Here is a 17,533-nt window from a genome sequence, read left to right on the forward strand (position 1 = left end):
ATAACAATGGAAGATAATATAAGATTGATTGCTCTGGATATGGACGGCACACTTCTGAAAAATGAGTCCGAAATATCCGAGGAAAACAAAAGAGCTATAGAGCGGGCGAAAGACGCAGGAATCCACGTGATCGTGAGTACCGGGCGCCCGATAGGTCACTGTCGCAGCCTGGTCCGGTCGCTCGGGGATTCCGAGTACATCGTTACTGTCAACGGCGGGGAAATATACGACGGAGATTTTAATCTGGTGACGCGTGAAGTACTCGGCATGGAAGAAGTGAAGCGGCTGTGGGAAATACAGAGAGAATATGGCGTACGTCTCTGGACGTCCACGGTGGAAGGAGCTTTCGATTCCGATTATAAATTTGAGAAACCGATCGAAGAGTATGAATGGCTGAAAATCGGTCTGGAAGTGCCGGATGAAGACGTCCGGAACGTCATTCTCAAAGAAGTGACGTCCAACCCTGCGCTTGAAGTGACGAATTCGAGCCCCGTAAATATAGAAATCAACCCGGCCGGAGTGAGTAAGGCGGCTGCTCTTCATAAAATAAGCGGCTTGCTCGGTTTTTCCCTGAACGAAGTGATGGCAGTGGGAGACAGTCTGAATGACCTTGCCATGATTAAAGAAGCGGGTATCGGTGTAGCGATGGGGAACGCTCAGGAAGAAGTGAAACAGGAAGCGGATCTGGTTACGGAAACGAACGTGGAGAACGGAGTAGCCAGCGTTATAAATCGTGTAGTAGATGCAAAAGCGGGAGTTTAAGACTCCTGCTTTTTTTTGAAGGAAATGCAACCTCCCTGTCGAATATATGTAATATGAAAGAAATCTGAATTTTTAGATAAGGGGTGGAGAGATGGGACCGACACTGAAGTCGATGTTCGATCAGACAGCAGCTAAATTTCCCGAAAGAGAAGGACTGGCGGATGAACGTATCAATGTAAGGTGGACGTATGGAGAATGGAAGGAAGAAGTGAACAGATTTGCCCACACATTGCAGGATAACGGTATATCAAAAGGGGATGTAGTATCCACTGTTCTTTTTAACACGTCGGAGTTTATGACGGTGTTATTTGCCTGTGCCAGGCTGGGTGCGGTGTTTAATCCGATTAACTTCAGACTGACAGAAAAGGAGATCGCTTTTATTCTGGCGGATGCAGAGCCGAAAGTGGTTGTGTATGAACGGGCGACGAGCCCTCAAGTGGATCCCGTTCAGGAAGATATGACAGATGTTCAATTCTGGTCCATTGATGAGAAAGACGGGAAAGGGGAGTATCTCTACAGCAAACTGTCTTCCGAAGTGACGAATGTGGAAACGGAGCTCGACGAAGACGACACGTATGCAATCATGTACACATCGGGCACGACAGGGAAACCGAAAGGCGTGCTTCACACGCACAGGGATATGGTGGACCAGGCGATGGCTATGGCTCTGACCTTGCGTCTCACCGCAGCTGATAAAGGCCTGTCCATCGGTCCTATGTTTCACTGTGCCGAACTTCACTGTGCGATTTTCCCGAGAATTCTTGTAGGTGCCGGAAATGCGATTCTGCATCATTACGACCCGAAAGAAACGATAAGGCTGGTGAGGGAAGAAGGGATCACCACGATGTTCGGGGCTCCGACTATGTGGCACATGATGATTCAGGAGGAATTCACGAAAGAGGATATAACCACGCTGCGTCAGGGCCTCTACGGCGGAGCACCCATGCCCCCGTCCCTTACGAGAGAGTTGTATGACGTGCTCGGTATCGGTCTTGTACAGGCTTATGGGATGACGGAAATGGGTCCTGCCATTACGGTACAGATGGAGGATGAACAGATAAAGAAAGCCGGTTCGGCCGGTAAACCCCTGGTGAATCAGGAAATCCGTATCATCAGATCGGAAGATGAGGAGAGCGGGACCCCCGACGACATATGCGCCCCCGGCGAACTTGGTGAAATCATCGTGCGCGGGCCGAGTATGATGAAAGGATATTATAAACGACCGGAAGCGACAGAGAAGTCGATACGGGACGGATGGTATTACTCCGGAGATGTAGGGATGATGGACGAGGAAGGCTACCTCTGGGTCCGGGACCGGGTGAAAGATATGATCATTTCCGGAGGAGAGAATATCTATTCCCGGGAAGTGGAAGATGCTCTGAGCGACCACCCGGCTGTCGAAGATGCTGCCGTAGTAGGGGAGCCGGATGCGAAATGGGGAGAGCAGGTCGTAGCTTTTATCGTGAAAAAAGAGGAGGTTACCGCTCAGGAAATCGATGAATTTCTTTTGTCGGGGAATAGGCTTTCCCGGTACAAGCGGCCGAAACGGTACGAGTTTGTTGAAGAGCTTCCGAGAAATGCCAGCGGAAAACTTCAGAAATTCAAATTACGGGAAGAAGCTGTCAAAACGAAATAAGACGATGCTACAGAACCTGGTGCATGGGAGGTATCCTTTCTGCACCGGGTTTTTAAGTCGGAATAGGCATAATAGTTTCTGTTTTCCTTCTTTTTCCTTATAATTGGAAGAAAGAGACGGAAAAGAGGCGGATTATGAATAAAAGACGCTGGATACTCAGTATAGTAACGTTAACTTTGCTGGCGGGCGGATGGTTTTTGTATCAGACGTTCACAGCTGAAGAATACGAAGAAGTGCTTGCGACGGAACAGGCGGAACTGCAGGGGGACCTTGAAGGAATGGAGCAGGCGACGTTTGCCGGCGGCTGCTTCTGGTGTATGGAGCCTCCCTTCGAATCAAGGTCCGGAGTGATCCGGGCGGTGTCGGGGTACACGGGGGGAGAAGAGGAAAACCCTACTTATGAAGAAGTTTCGGGTAAAGAAACAGGGCACCAGGAAGCCGTTCAGATAACGTACGATCCGGAACAGATCAGTTATGAAGATCTTCTGCAGATTTTCTGGCGTCAAATAAATCCGACAGATGATGGTGGGCAGTTCGTGGACCGGGGAGAGCCTTATTTATCGGCGATTTTTTATCACGATGAAGCACAGCGCCAGGCTGCTGAGTCTTCCCTGATGGAAATGGAAGACTCCGGAAGGTTCGACGGCGAGATTGTCACTTCCGTCGAAAAATATGACACGTTTTATAAAGCGGAAGAGTACCACCAGGATTACTATAAGAAGAATCCGGGCCGTTATGAGCATTACAGAGATAACTCAGGGCGTGACGACTACCTGAAGCAGACGTGGGGAGAAAACCGTAAATACGAAATAAGTAAAACCTCACCGTTTGCGGTGGAAGATAAAGCATCAGCTGTTTCCGGACTGAGCAGTATACAATATGAAGTGACTCAGGAAGACGGGACAGAGCCTGCGTATGACAACAAATATCATGACAATGAGAGAGACGGCATATACGTGGACATCGTTTCGGGTGAGCCGCTGTTCAGTTCCAGGGACCAGTACGATTCCGGAACAGGCTGGCCGAGTTTCACAAAGCCTCTGGAACTCGCGAATATCACTTATGAAGAAGACACAGGGGTTTTCGGAACAAATGTGGAAGTCCGCAGTAAACAGGCGGATTCCCATCTGGGTCACGTATTCCAGGAAGGTCCTGAGCCACATGGCCTCAGATACTGCATGAATTCGGCGGCGATGGAGTTCATACCGGCCGATGAGCTGCCTGGAACAGAGTATGAAGAATATGCAGACGACTTCAAGTAAGAGAGACCTTTTCATTACAGACCGGAGACAGGTAGGGACAATCACTTTATACATTCCATCTGAAGAGCAGGGAGAGCGCCTCCTGCTCTTCTTTTTGTTATAATGAGGGAAATCAATGAAGGAGGTTTTTGTTATGCGACTGGGAATCATCGGAACGAATTTTATAACTGATCAACTGCTGGAGGCAGCGGCACATATGGAGGAAGTGCAGCCGGCGGCCGTATATTCACGTACGCAGGAGAAAGCGGATGAATTTGCCGGGAAATATGGAATCTCCCTTACATATACTGATCTGGAAGCTTTTGCTGCCAGCGACGAAATTGATGCTGTATACATAGCGAGCCCCAATGCTCTGCATTACAGTCAGGCGGTCCTTTGTATGAGGAACGGCAAACACGTGTTGTGCGAGAAGCCTCTGGCTTCCAATTACCGGGAAGTTGAAGAAATGTTCCGTATAGCCGAGGAAGAAGGGGTTGTTCTTCTGGAGGCGATAAAATCGCTGTTTATGCCAGGATTTGAGGAAATCAGGGAAAATCTTCATAAAATCGGGAAAGTACGACGTTATGTGGGGAATTACTGCAAATTCTCCTCCCGTTATGAAGCCTACAGAAACGGGGAGGTACTGAATGCTTTCAAGAGAGAATTATCAAACGGAGCGCTGATGGACCTCGGTGTATATGGAATTTATCCAATGGTTACGCTATTCGGAACGCCTTCTTCCACCAGGGCGACAGGTGTCCTTCTGGAGACAGGCGTAGACGGTGAAGGCACGGCACTTTTTCAATACGATGATATGGAAGGGGTCGTCTCTTTCTCTAAAATCCACAATTCTTACGCCCCCTCGGAGATTCAGGGGGAGGAAGGTTCTATAGTGATACCCGACATCTCCACACCTGAGGGGATGACCATCAGGTACAGAGACGGGTCCGTTGAAGAACTGCCGGGTACTTTGTCGAAACCTTCGATGTATGGAGAACTGAAAGCTTTTACGAATATGGTCCAGGAAGGGAACTTGTCTGAATCTTCCTCAGCTGCGCCGGAGCACTCCCTGGAAACGGCCCGCCTGATGGAAGAGGTGAGAAAACAGATAGGAGTCGTATTCCCGGCTGATGCGTGACAGAAATGAGTGGGATATATGAGATTATTACTGCAGTATGTATCTATCTATAAACGGGCGGCTCTGATTGCGATTGCCCTTATGTTCGTAGAGCTGACAGTCGAGCTGTTTCAGCCGTTGATCATGGGTAAAATCATAGACGAAGGGATTTTGCAGGAAGATTACCGGACCGTACTTGTTTGGGGGACGGTCCTCATTGTTCTTTCTCTCCTGGCTTTCTCGGCAGGGATCATCAACTCCTTTTTCGCCGGAAAAGCGAGTCAGGGGACGGGGTATGATCTTCGCAGAGATATATTCAACAAAGTCCAGAAATTCACCGGAAAGAACTTCGATCGGTATTCGACTCCCGATCTTGTGACGAGAATCACGACGGACGTCGTACAGATACAGAACTTTCTTTTTCTGTTTACGAGAATCGGGTTAAGAGCCCCATTATTCATCATTTTTTCATTAGTGATGGCTTTTACGGTACATAGAGGGATGGCTCTCATTCTTCTGCTTGCTGCTCCGGTGCTCGTTGTATTTATGGTGATCGTCAGTCTGAAAGGGGTGAAGCTGTTTCGCTTCGTGCAGAACAAGCTGGACGGGGTGAACAGAATTATCCGGGAGAACCTGACGGCGATCCGGCTGATCAAAGGGTTCAATCGCACCTCCTATGAAGAAAGCCGTTTCCACGATATCAACACTTCACTCCGCCACACGAATAAACAGGCGCTGTGGCTGATGGAGTTCGCGATGCCGGCCCTTATGCTTATGATGAACACAGTCATACTTATCGTATTGTGGTTCGGGGGCGAGGCCATCTTAGCCGGTACTGCGGAACCGGGAGAACTGGTCGCTATCGTCAATTATGCTACCAGAATGCTCGTGAACTTCTCTATGTTCACGTTTCTGATCATGGTTTTCTCGAGAAGTCAGGCATCTTCCGGCCGTATAGCCCGGGTGCTGACAGAGGGTACTCCCGCCTATCTGGAGGAAACGGATAATTTCAAAACGGAACTCGAAGGAAATATAGAATTCCGTAACGTTTCCGTCCGGCGCACCGGAGATCCGGTGCTCCATAATATATCCTTTCATATCGATGCCGGAGAGATGATAGGAATCCTCGGGGAAACGGGGGCGGGGAAATCGACGCTTTTGCAACTGATACCCCGACTGATTGAAAAAGAGGAAGGAACTATCCTTTTTGAAAATGAAGAAGTGGAAAACATCGATATCCACCATCTCAGACACCGGGTCAGTATGGTACCGCAGGAGGTCCACCTTTTCTCCGGAACAATCGGGGAAAATATCCGCTTCGGGAAACCGGAGGCTGCCGAAGAGGAAATTGAGAAGGCGGCACGGCAAGCCCGTATTGATGAATTCATTAAGACGCTGCCCGATGAGTATGATACGAAAATCGGTCAGAAAGGCGTGAATTTTTCCGGAGGACAGAAACAGCGGCTCTCTATCGCCCGGGCACTCGTCCGTAATCCTGCGATTCTTATTCTGGACGACAGTACCAGTGCGCTGGATGCGAACACGGAAGAAGAACTCCTCGACACGCTGCAGTCGGAAAAGCGTACGGTACTTATGACCGCCCAGAAGATCAGTTCGCTTAAACGGGCGGATCGTATTTTCGTTATGCAGGAAGGACGACTGATCGGGGAAGGGAGTCACGAACGACTGCTGAAAGATAACGATTATTACAGGAGCGTCTATGAGTCACAGAGAGAGGAGGGGAGCTGATGGCTGAAAGGAAACATCCGCACAGTGCTTCTTTTTCGGCACGACCGAAAGTGGATGATATGAAAACGACGGTCGGGCGGGTCTGGTCGTATATGATGAAAGAAAAAAGAAGGTTCTACTTCGTCCTCTTTGCGATTCTCATCAGTTCCGCCCTGTCTCTTGCCGGGCCTTATCTGCTCGGAGTGGTCATCGATACTATAATCGGGGCTTCCGACAAAGGAAGAGTATTTACGCTTCTGCTGCTGCTCGGCACTGTTTATATTTTTCAGTCCGTATTCATGTGGATACAGAGCTACTCGATGATCCAGCTTTCCCAGAATACGGTTTATCGCATGCGGGAACACTTATTCAACCATCTCCAGCATCTTCCCGTTTCCTTTTTTCAAAAATATCAGCAGGGAGAGCTGATGAGCCGTCTTACCAATGATATGGAAAACGTGAGTCGTACACTGAACTCGGCTGTCATCCAGCTTGTGACGAGTGCTCTCACCATTTCGGGGACGCTGATCATTATGTTCGTGCTCAGTCCACTGCTCACGCTGCTGACACTGACAGTCGTCCCTCTTATGTACTACGGGATGAAGTGGATTACGAAGCGGACGGGACCGTATTTCAAAGCCCAGCAGAAGGACCTCGGCGAAGTCAATGGCTACGCCGAGGAGATGTTTTCCGGCCAGCCGGTCATCGCCCTGTTTTCCAAAGAGGCGGACGTGGAGGAGGACTTTGCCGGAAGGAACCGTGCCCTTTATGAATCGGGTTACTGGGCTCAGGTGTACACCGGATTCATTCCGAAACTGATGAATATGCTTAATAACCTGAGCTTCGCCATCATTGTCGGCGGGGGAGCGGTGCTTGCTCTGAACGGGTTCGTGACGGTCGGTCTGATTGTTACGTTTACGACGTACTCAAGACAGTTCACTCGGCCTCTGAATGATCTCGCCAACCAATTCAATATGATCCTTTCTGCTGTTGCAGGGGCTGAAAGAGTGTTCAGCATCATCGATGAGGATGAGGAAAGGATCGATGAAAAGGGGGCGAAGACGGTGGATTTCATAAACGGAGAAGTGGAATTTGAACGCGTCCATTTTTATTACGATGAAGATGAAAAAGCACTGGATGATGTATCGTTTCACGTGAAACCGGGCGATACCGTAGCATTAGTGGGACCGACAGGAGCCGGCAAAACGACGGTAGTCTCATTATTGTCAAGGTTTTATGATGCGACGGAAGGCCGCGTACTCGTGGACGGCGAGGACATGCGCTCCCTGAAGAGGGAGACGCTCAGAGAACATATGGGTCTCGTGCTGCAGGATGCGATTCTGTTTCACACGACCATCCGTGAAAACATCCGGTACGGGCGACTGGAAGCGACGGACGAGGAAGTGGAAGAAGCTGCAAAAGCAGCCAGAGCCGACGGTTTCATCCGCAATTTCCCGGACGGATACGAGACGATGCTCGATTCCGAAGGGAAAGGGGTGAGCCAGGGGCAGCGCCAGTTGTTATCGATTGCCCGCGCTATACTGAAAAATCCTTCCCTGTTTATTCTTGATGAAGCCACGAGCAGTGTCGATACGGTGACGGAAACGAAAATAAACGAAGCATTGCAGACGCTCATGGAAGGGCGCACCAGTTTCGTAATCGCTCACAGGCTCAATACGATCCGTAATGCCGATCTTATTCTCGTTATGGAAGAAGGACGTATTGCTGAACGCGGCAGTCACGATGAACTGGTATCTTTCGGCGGGAAGTATGCAGATCTTGTAACTAAACAGGCCACTTCCTGAATAGTTTTCGGAATTTTCGTCCTGTTCTCCATTTGATGTGATACCATTAACAAAGGAAAACTTCAGAAATACTTGTCTTTTCTGAAAAAAGGGGTCGAGGTTAATTGAAACAAAATAGGGAAGTTTATGACGTCATAGGGGTCGGAATCGGTCCTTTCAACTTAAGTCTAGCCGCTCTCCTTGATACACAGGAGACGAAGGCGCTGTTTTTTGAGCAAAAACCTGAGTTTGCCTGGCATCCGGGTATGCTGATCGAAGGGACGAAACTTCAGGTTCCTTTTCTTGCGGACCTTGTAACGATGGCGGATCCGACGAACCCGCACAGTTTTTTGAATTATATCAGCCAGCAGGGACGGATGTATCAGTTCTATATTTTACAGCGTCTTGATATTCCGCGGAGAGAATATAACGACTATTGTAAATGGGCCTCCGAACGGATCGGGAGTTGCCGGTTCGGGAAACAGGTTACGGCTGTCCATGGTCTGCAGGACGGGCGCCACCAGGTGGATGTGCAGGATGCAAGCACCGGGGAAGTTGAAACTTTTTATACGAAACATGTAGTGCTCGGAACCGGAAGTACGCCCGCTCTCCCGGAGGCGTTCCAGAACATGCCACGGGAGGATGTATTCCACACAGCCGACTTCGAAATGCAGCGGCAGACGTGCCGGGAAGCGGAAAGTGTGACGGTCGTCGGATCGGGACAAAGCGCCGCGGAGGCTTTCCGGGAGCTGCTAAAAGAACAGAGGACGTGCGGTTTCCGCCTGGACTGGATCACCCGTTCTCCGGGTTTTGCCTCCATGGAAGAATCGAAGCTGAATCTTGAGCACTTTTCGCCCGACTATATCGACTATTTCTATCCCCTTCCGCAGGAGAAGAAAGATGAGATTTTTGCCTCGCAGGGACTGTACTACAAAGGGATCAGCGAACACACCATTACGGATATATATAACCTTATGTATGAATATACAGTAGGCAGGGAAAAGATCGATGTCTCCCTGCTGCCTTTGACGAAGGTGACAGGTATAGAGCGGAAGGAAGGCCGGTATGAACTGAGCTGCCATCATTATCAGAAAGAAGAAGGTTATTCACACCGGACGGATAAAGTGATCGTCGCGACAGGATATCAGCCTAATGTCCCTTCTTTTATAAAAGAGCTTTCGGACGTAATTGAATTTGATGATTACGGCCGTTACAAAGTAACGAAGGACTACAGACTGGTGAACAAAGGAGAAAATGCTTATAACATTTTTGCCAACAGCTGTATTGCCCATACTCACGGCGTCGGGTCCACCAACCTCGGTCTCGCCGTCTTCCGCAGTAAAGTGATCGTCAACCAGCTGCTTGGTAAAGAGGTGTACCCGGTGCAGGACTCCTATGTGTTCCAGTCCTTCGAGTAAAGCTGTGAAAACCTGAATAGCAACCACTGAACCGGACGTCGATGTCCGGTTTTTTGTTGTATAAAGAAGTGGCGGTAGAGTTGTAATGGTTTTGATACGTGTATATTTTTTCTCTTCCCTTCGGACAGGAAGAACCGGGTGGAAAGAAAGGTGAAATTTACACAAAAGGGAGCTCATTCTCCTTTTTTTAAGCCGTTCTCCAGTATTTTTCGTTCTGACGTTCATGAGCCCCCTTGACAAATTTTATATTTCACCGGATAATAGCATAAATATTCATAAACTATAATAATTATGCAATAGAAGGGATGGTCATATGAAAGGTGTCATTCAGCTCGAAGACGGCCGGTCCTTCGAAGGAACGGCTTCCGGGGAGTGGAACGTGCCGCTCGAAGGAGAGGTCGTATTTTATACCGGGATGACCGGGTACCAGGAAGTTTTGACAGATCCTTCTTACAGGGGACAGATCGTCGTATTCACTTACCCTCTCATCGGTAATTACGGAGTATCGGAAACGGCGAATGAAAGCGCCACACCCCAGGTGAAGGGGGCAGTGATGTGGCAGTGCTCCGACGAGGACAGTCATTATCAGGCGGAACAGTCGTTATCCTTCTATATGAGCGATATGAATATTCCATACTTAACGGGTGTTGATACGAGGGCGCTGACGAAGGCGATTCGGGCGAAAGGGACGTGTCGGGCGAGTTTAAGTAAGGAAGGATCTTCTCCCTCTTCCGTGGAAGCAGTTGGGGAAGTGTACGAAGTAAGTGGTGAGAAAAGTGAAGTATATGGAGAGGGAGACATTCATCTTGCACTTATCGATTTCGGCTGGAAAAGCTCCATTCTTCAGAAACTGCTGGACAGAGGAGCAAAAGTTACTGTTGTACCATTTTCGCAGGCAGCTGACATCCATTCCATTGAACCGGATGGAATTGTATTGTCCAACGGGCCGGGTGATCCGAAAGATGTAAGTGGAAAACTTGCAGAATTCAAGGACCTTTTCGATATATTCCCCGTGTTCGGTATCTGCTATGGCCACCAGGTGATTTCCTTAGCTTACGGAGCGGATACGGAAAAGCTTCCGTTCGGTCACCGGGGCGCCAACCACCCGGTGAAAGACCTGGAGAACGGCCGGGTATTCATTACTTCTCAGAATCACAACTACGTAGTCACCGCGGAAAGCCTTGAATTCACACCTCTAAAAGTGCGGATGGTAAACGTAAATGACGGTTCGGTTGAAGGGGTAGTCCATGATTCCATGCCGATTTTCAGTGCCCAGTTTCATCCGGAGGCGAATCCCGGACCTGAGGATGCCGAGTGGATGTTCGAGGAGTTTTTTGCAATTCTGCGTAAGAAAGAGGTGAAAGCATATGTCTGAAAAAGTGTTGGTTCTCGGTTCCGGGCCCATCATTATCGGTCAGGCGGCGGAATTCGATTATTCCGGTACGCAGGGATGTATCGCCCTGAAGGAAGAAGGTTACGAGGTAGTACTCGTTAATAACAATCCGGCCACGATTATGACGGATCCCGCTATTGCAGACAGCGTCTATTGCGAGCCGCTCACAGTCGAAAGTGTGGAAGCTATTATTAAAAAAGAAAGGCCCGATGCCCTGCTTGCAGGACTGGGAGGGCAGACGGCACTGAACCTTGCGGTGGAACTTCAACAGAAAGGAGTCATGGATGCGCATGAGCTGAAAGTGCTCGGAACCTCCATCGACTCTATTCAAAAAGGGGAAGACCGGGAACAGTTCAGACAGGTGATGCGTGATACGGAGCAGCCGGTCGTGGAAAGCCAGGTGATTACCACCTTCGATGCCGCCCGGGCTTTTACGGAAAAAACAGGCTTTCCGGTTATCAGCCGTCCGGCCTACACGCTTGGCGGGCGCGGGGGAGGCATCGCGCATAACGAGGAAGAGCTTCGCTCCCTCATGAAAGACGGGCTGAAAGCGAGTCCTATTTCCCAGGTAATACTCGAGAAAAGCATCGCGGGGTTCAAGGAACTGGAATACGAAGTGATGCGCGATACAAATGGTACGTGTATATCTGTATGCAATATGGAAAACGTGGATCCGGTAGGGGTGCATACAGGAGATTCGATTGTTACGGCCCCTTCCCAGACACTTACGGATAAAGAATATCAGATGCTGCGTACGTCAGCTCTGAAAATCGTGGACATTCTCGAGGTGATCGGAGGCTGTAACGTGCAGTTCGCTCTCGACCCTGCCAGCCGGCAATATTACGTCATCGAAGTCAATCCGCGGGTAAGCCGCTCTTCCGCTCTCGCCTCGAAAGCTACCGGGTACCCGATTGCAAAACTGGCGGCAAAGCTGGCTCTCGGGTATCGGCTTGATGAACTGCTCAATCCTCTTACCGGTTATACGTACGCAAGCTTCGAACCGGCTCTGGACTATGTCGTTGTGAAGTTTCCCCGCTGGCCTTTCGATAAATTCGCAGGAGCAGATCGTACCCTCGGCACTAAAATGAAGGCGACAGGTGAAGTGATGGCAATCGACCGGACACTGGAAGCGGCTTTTCAGAAAGCGATCGATTCGCTGGATCAGTCAGCGCCGGTGTTCAATGAAGAAAGGGACGCATGGGAACACGTAAAGAAACCGACTGATGCGAGATTTTTCGCCCTCCTTCATCTGATGCGGAAGGGCACGACCACAGAAGAACTGTTTGCAGCTACGCAGATTGATCCTTTCTTCCTGGATACTTTTGAACGTATGCTTTCGTGGGAGCAGCGCCTGGCGGAGGACACCTCCGTACGTACGATAAAGGAAGCGAAACTCTACGGAGTGTCAGATGCGAAAATTGCTGAAGTCACCGGCACTAATGAAAGGGAATGGATAAAATTCAGAGAAGAGAATAGCATAAAACCGTCCTACAAAATCGTTGATACGTGCGCAGGTGAATTCGAAGCCGAAACAAACTACGCCTACAGCACGTATGCAGGCGTGACGGAAATCAGTCCACTCCGGGCGGGCAAGAAAGCCCTGATCGTCGGAGCGGGACCGATACGTATCGGCCAGGGCGTAGAGTTCGATTATAGTTCGGTCAAAGCGATTGAAAGCCTGCAGAAATCAGGGTATACAACGATTATGATCAATAATAATCCGGAAACGGTCAGCACCGATTTCGAAACGGCAGACAGGCTGTACTTTGAACCTTTGAAACTGGAGAATATTCTCGATGTAGCCGCTTTTGAGAAAGTGGATGTCGTTTTCACAGCGTTCGGCGGCCAGACGGCTCTTAACGTAACGGAAGCTGTGGAAAAAGCCGGATATAAGGTGGCCGGAGCATCTTCCGAAACCATCGCTAAACTCGAAGATCGGGAGGCTTTCTATGAATTACTGCAGATGATAGATGTTCCCCACGTCCCCGGCGAGATGTGTCACTCACCGGAAGAAGCACGTGCAGCCGCACATACGTATCAGTATCCGCTTCTCTGTCGTCCCTCCTACGTTATAGGTGGACAGGGGATGGTCGTGATCCATTCGAAGAATGAACTTGAGTCGGCTCTTCAGGAGATGGAGCAGAGACATTACCCGCTGGTGATGGACCAGTTCATCTCCGGAGAGGAAGTAGAAGTGGAACTTGTCAGTAATGGTTCGGAAGTATTCATTCCCGGTCTCATGGCACACATTGAAAAAGCCGGCGTCCATTCAGGAGACAGCATGGCCGTGTTCCCTGCAGAGGTAGAGGGGACGATCCGGCATCAGGTAGAAACATTTGCGAAGAAGATTGCAACTTCCATAAATTATAAAGGAATCATGAATATACAGTTCCTTGTGAGCGGGACGAATGTCTTCGTTTTGGAAGTGAACCCGCGTTCGAGCCGTACGGTCCCGATTGTGAGTAAAACCGCAGCACTTCCGCTCATCGACTGGGCGGTCCGGGCGATGGTCGGGGAATCGATATGTTTCCCGGAAAAAACGCTCCACATACCCTGTGTGGCAGTGAAATTTCCGGTATTCTCCTCTCATGCTCTGGCGGAACTCGATCACAAACTCGGAGCTAACATGATGTCCACCGGAGAGGGGATGTATATCGGTGAAACGAAAGAAGAGGCGCTTGCAAAAGTGTTCGAACACTTACCTCCAGCCGGAAGTCCGGCATGTTTCGATGAAGATCACGACGATGATTTCGATACGTGGCTGAACACGCCGGAAGCTGCGGTCTACCATAACGAAGGTGAAACGGAAGAAGCGAGAGAGAAGAGGGTGAAAGCATTAAAAGCAGGCATCACTATTTTCAGTGACCCGGATGCATACAGAGCTTATAAGGAGAACCGGAAGGATGGCAGCAGGACAAGGATCGCTCTTAGAAAATCCGTAGAGGAAGAGGTGATAGTGTGAGGACGGAAACCACGGATCCAAAGGAAGGAATTTCTTTGAAAGGGAAGCACCTGCTTACCTGGAAAGACTACAGCAGAAAAGAAATCATTCATTTACTTGAAAGAGCGCTGGTATTGAAACAGTCTCCCTACTCTGGTGCGTTATCTCAAAAAACTCTGGCTATGATTTTCGAAAAATCGTCGACCCGGACCCGCGTCTCCTTCGAAGTGGGGATGACGCAGCTCGGAGGGACAGCCATCAATCTGAACAGCCGGGACATGCAGCTTGGACGCGGAGAAACAATCGGGGATACGGCGAAGGTTCTGTCGCGGTACGTGGATGGTATTATGATCCGCACCGATGCGCATCAGAAACTCGAGGAGCTGGCCGGGAACGGGAGTGTCCCCGTTATCAGCGGACTTTGTGATTTGTACCATCCGTGCCAGGCACTGGCCGATATGCTCACTGTTTATGAGCAGAAAGGTCAATTAGCCGGGGTGAAACTCGTTTATACCGGAGATGGAAATAATGTAGCCCACTCTCTTATGACGATAGGAGCAATTCTCGGTCTCGAGGTCGTGGTAGCCTCTCCCTCCGGCTATTGGCCGCTTGATTTTATAACAGGGAATGCAAAGAAGCTGGCGGCAAAACATGGGGGCAGTGTTACAGTAACAGAAAACGTGGAAGAAGCTGCCGCGGGTGCCGATATCCTTTATACCGATGTCTGGACCAGTATGGGACAGGACGGAGAAGAAAAAGAAAGAAAAGAGGCGCTTTTCCCCTATCAGATTAATGAAAGGCTTGTGACAGCAGCAAAGCCGGATGTAAGTGTTCTTCACTGTCTGCCGGCCCACCGGGAAGAGGAGATAACCGGAGAGGTGATGGAAGGGGAGAATTCCCTTGTCTTTGAACAGGCCGAAAATCGCCTTCATGTACAAAAAGCAATTTTGGAAGCATTACTTTAAAACAGTACTGTCCCGTTTTTTTCAAGCGGGGCAGTTTTTTATGTTTAATATATGTAAAGAAAAGGAACCAGTTCTGCAGGCAATCAGTAATTATAAATTGTAAAACTTAGTGATTAAGTAGGAGTTTTGACCCTTGTCTAAAGTTCCCTTATATGGGATTCTTAAAGAAGAATACTTTTATTGTGAACAGTATAAGATCTGGGGAAAATGAACTGTTTTTAACATTACACAGGAGGTCGTTCAGGATGCACAAATACTGGATAAGCGGGTTAATAATGGTGCTGCTTGGAGTAGTCAACCCTATTAAGGGAGAAACGGAAACGTTACCGGGGAAAGAAGTGCCGATAGACAAAGCCTGGACGATCGAGTTTACGGAAAATGTGGATGAAGATATTCTTTCAAGCAATAACTACGTGGGTATCAAGAGAGAAGACGGTACATTCGTCCCTCTGGAAAGAACAATCGGGGAAGCTTCAATCAGGCTGGAACCCGAAGAATTCTATAAGGACGGAGAAACCTATGAATTATACCTTTCTCCCGAACTCCGCTCCGAGACAAAAACGGAGACAGCCCGTAATTTCAGGGCTGTGTATGAAGTATCCGCTTTTGAACGGGAAGTGGTGGAACTTACCAACGAAAAAAGAGCAGCGTACGGTCTTCCTCCTCTGGAACTGAACGAAGAGCTCAGTCGTGTAGCGAAACAGAAATCATTTGATATGCATGAGAATTCCTATTTCGCCCACCAGTCACCGACGTATGGGTCTCCGTTCAATATGATGAATATGTTCGGACTCAATTATCAGTATGCCGGGGAAAACATTGCTGCCGGACAGATTTCTCCGGAAGAAGTAGTGGAAGCGTGGATGAACAGTGAAGGTCACCGCGCCAACATTTTAAATGAAAATTATGATGAAATCGGTGTCGGTTACGTCGATAGCGACGGTTATTATGTCACGTACTGGACGCAATTTTTCTATACATCCGGAGAATAATCCAGGTGATGTAAAGGCAATACCCGTCTCCTGCTTTCCCGGTGAGGAAAACAGGAGACGGGTTCTTTTTTTATTTAAGAGAGGAGAATGGACAGATGTACATAAAAGAGCTGAGTGAAATAGATGGAATAGCCCAGGCCCGTATGGTGAAAGAGGGAGCGGTATCGCAAGAAGAGGTGCTGCTTCATTATCGCATGATTCAGGAGGAGAGAAATCCGGAGCTGAATGCGATCGTTCATGAAGTGAAGAATGCCGATTACCGGAAGGACGGTTTCTTCGCAGGGCTGCCGTTCCTCATCAAAGATTTGAATGCGGTCAAAGGAGCACCGTTGACTTACGGTTCCAAAGTGATGGAAGGATTCACGGCACCCGGGGATGAAGAGATCGTCAGGCGCTACAAAAAAGCGGGCCTCAACATTACCGGGAAAACGAACACTCCCGAGTTCGGATTCACTCCTGCTACGGAATCACAGTTTCTCGGGGAGACGATCAATCCGTGGGATCGGACGAGATCTCCGGGCGGATCAAGCGGAGGTGCTGCGGTAGCTGTAGCTGCAGGAATGGTACCTTTCGCTCACGGGAGTGACGGAGGAGGATCCCTTCGTATACCTGCATCAAATACCGGCACGTTCGGTTTTAAACCGACACGGGGCCGCTCTCCGCTTACGATGTATCTTAACAGCCTTTCTGTTCAGCATGCGCTGACGACTTCCGTACGGGACAGTGCCGCCCTGCTTGATGTCATTGAAGGGCCGGTCCCGGGGACGGGTTACGGTTTCCCGGAGAAAGATCTTCCTTTTTTTGACACCATCGGTGAGTCTCCGGGGAAACTGAAAATAGCTTATGCCCCGAACGTACACGGCAATATCGAGATCGACGAAGAAGTACAGGAAGTGGTGCGGGATGCGGCAGAAAAGTGCGCTTCTCTCGGTCATGAAGTGGAAGAAGTATATCCGGATTTTGACCACGACGGTATGATGGAAGCTTATATTTACCTGTGGGTCGTCGGAGGAGCGCTCAGTGTAGATAAAGCAGCCAGTGCGAACAATAAGGCCCCGGCTGACCCTTTTATCGAAAAAATGTTATCTACGCTGAAGGAAAAAGCTGCCGGCTACAGTGCTCTTGAATATGAGAAAGCCAGGGAGAAAGTTTTTCTCGAAACGCAGAAGCTCGATCGTTTTTTTAAAGAATACGACGTGCTGATTAATCCGGTGAATCATAAAAAAGCCCTGCCTCTCGGCCGTTATAACGGAGAAGAGAAAACGATCGATGAGATACTTTCCGTTTCGGAAATATATGCCTACTTGACTCCCATAGCAAACATGACGGGTCAGCCGGCCATGAGTGTACCGACGTACTGGACGAAAGAAAACCTGCCGATCGGTTCTCATTTCCAGGCCCGTTACGGATGCGACAAAGTTCTGTTCCAGCTTGCGCGTCAACTTGAAGAAGCTTTTCCCTGGAAAGAAAAATATAAAGAAATCAGAGGATAGAACAGAAAAGTGTTCCTGCCAGTCGATTTCTCGGGAAACAAATAATAGCCGGGGGGTATCCTC

The 17,533-nt window shown here is 49.2% G+C and carries 12 protein-coding genes; all 12 read left to right on the forward strand.

Annotated elements, in window-relative coordinates; translation table 11 throughout:
• Window positions 1-6: 6 nt before the first annotated feature.
• The 12 genes from CKW00_RS01180 to CKW00_RS01235 all read left to right on the forward strand — a co-directional run bounded on the left by CKW00_RS01180 (window position 7) and on the right by CKW00_RS01235 (window position 17,470).
• The gene (locus CKW00_RS01180; RefSeq protein WP_095821007.1) at window positions 7-762 is read left to right on the forward strand and encodes a Cof-type HAD-IIB family hydrolase; all 756 of its coding nucleotides are present in this window, start codon (window positions 7-9) and stop codon (window positions 760-762) included.
• A 91-nt stretch (window positions 763-853) separates the two neighbouring features.
• Window positions 854-2,398: a long-chain-fatty-acid--CoA ligase gene (locus CKW00_RS01185; RefSeq protein ID WP_095821008.1), complete on the forward strand. Its 1,545-nt coding sequence runs from the start codon at window positions 854-856 to the stop codon at window positions 2,396-2,398.
• A 134-nt stretch (window positions 2,399-2,532) separates the two neighbouring features.
• Window positions 2,533-3,660, forward strand: coding sequence for a peptide-methionine (S)-S-oxide reductase MsrA (gene msrA, locus CKW00_RS01190; RefSeq protein WP_095821009.1), 1,128 nt, complete (start codon window positions 2,533-2,535; stop codon window positions 3,658-3,660).
• 133 nt (window positions 3,661-3,793) lie between these two features.
• A complete protein-coding gene (locus CKW00_RS01195; protein WP_095821010.1) occupies window positions 3,794-4,777 on the forward strand; it encodes a Gfo/Idh/MocA family protein in 984 nt (327 codons plus the stop codon).
• Between the two features lie 18 nt (window positions 4,778-4,795).
• A complete protein-coding gene (locus CKW00_RS01200; RefSeq protein WP_095821053.1) occupies window positions 4,796-6,505 on the forward strand; it encodes an ABC transporter ATP-binding protein in 1,710 nt (569 codons plus the stop codon).
• Entirely contained in the window at window positions 6,505-8,289 is a 1,785-nt protein-coding gene (locus CKW00_RS01205; RefSeq protein WP_095821011.1) for an ABC transporter ATP-binding protein, read from the forward strand. Before CKW00_RS01200 ends, CKW00_RS01205 begins: the two co-directional genes overlap by 1 nt.
• A gap of 104 nt (window positions 8,290-8,393) precedes the next feature.
• A complete protein-coding gene (locus tag CKW00_RS01210; protein WP_095821012.1) occupies window positions 8,394-9,686 on the forward strand; it encodes a lysine N(6)-hydroxylase/L-ornithine N(5)-oxygenase family protein in 1,293 nt (430 codons plus the stop codon).
• A gap of 313 nt (window positions 9,687-9,999) precedes the next feature.
• A complete protein-coding gene (locus tag CKW00_RS01215; protein WP_095821013.1) occupies window positions 10,000-11,061 on the forward strand; it encodes a carbamoyl phosphate synthase small subunit in 1,062 nt (353 codons plus the stop codon).
• A complete protein-coding gene (locus CKW00_RS01220) occupies window positions 11,054-14,041 on the forward strand; it encodes a carbamoyl phosphate synthase large subunit (protein ID WP_095821014.1) in 2,988 nt (995 codons plus the stop codon). The genes CKW00_RS01215 and CKW00_RS01220 overlap by 8 nt, the downstream gene beginning before the upstream one ends.
• Complete coding sequence (gene argF, locus CKW00_RS01225) at window positions 14,038-14,985, forward strand: ornithine carbamoyltransferase (RefSeq protein WP_095821015.1); 948 nt, start codon at window positions 14,038-14,040, stop codon at window positions 14,983-14,985. Before CKW00_RS01220 ends, argF begins: the two co-directional genes overlap by 4 nt.
• Window positions 14,986-15,230: 245 nt before the next feature.
• The gene (locus CKW00_RS01230; protein ID WP_008589248.1) at window positions 15,231-15,977 is read left to right on the forward strand and encodes a CAP domain-containing protein; all 747 of its coding nucleotides are present in this window, start codon (window positions 15,231-15,233) and stop codon (window positions 15,975-15,977) included.
• A gap of 95 nt (window positions 15,978-16,072) precedes the next feature.
• Window positions 16,073-17,470: an amidase gene (locus tag CKW00_RS01235; RefSeq protein ID WP_095821016.1), complete on the forward strand. Its 1,398-nt coding sequence runs from the start codon at window positions 16,073-16,075 to the stop codon at window positions 17,468-17,470.
• The last annotated feature ends 63 nt before the right edge of the window (window positions 17,471-17,533 follow it).

Source organism: Salimicrobium humidisoli (assembly GCF_002295105.1).
GTDB classification, from domain to species: Bacteria; Bacillota; Bacilli; order Bacillales; family Halobacillaceae; genus Salimicrobium; species Salimicrobium humidisoli.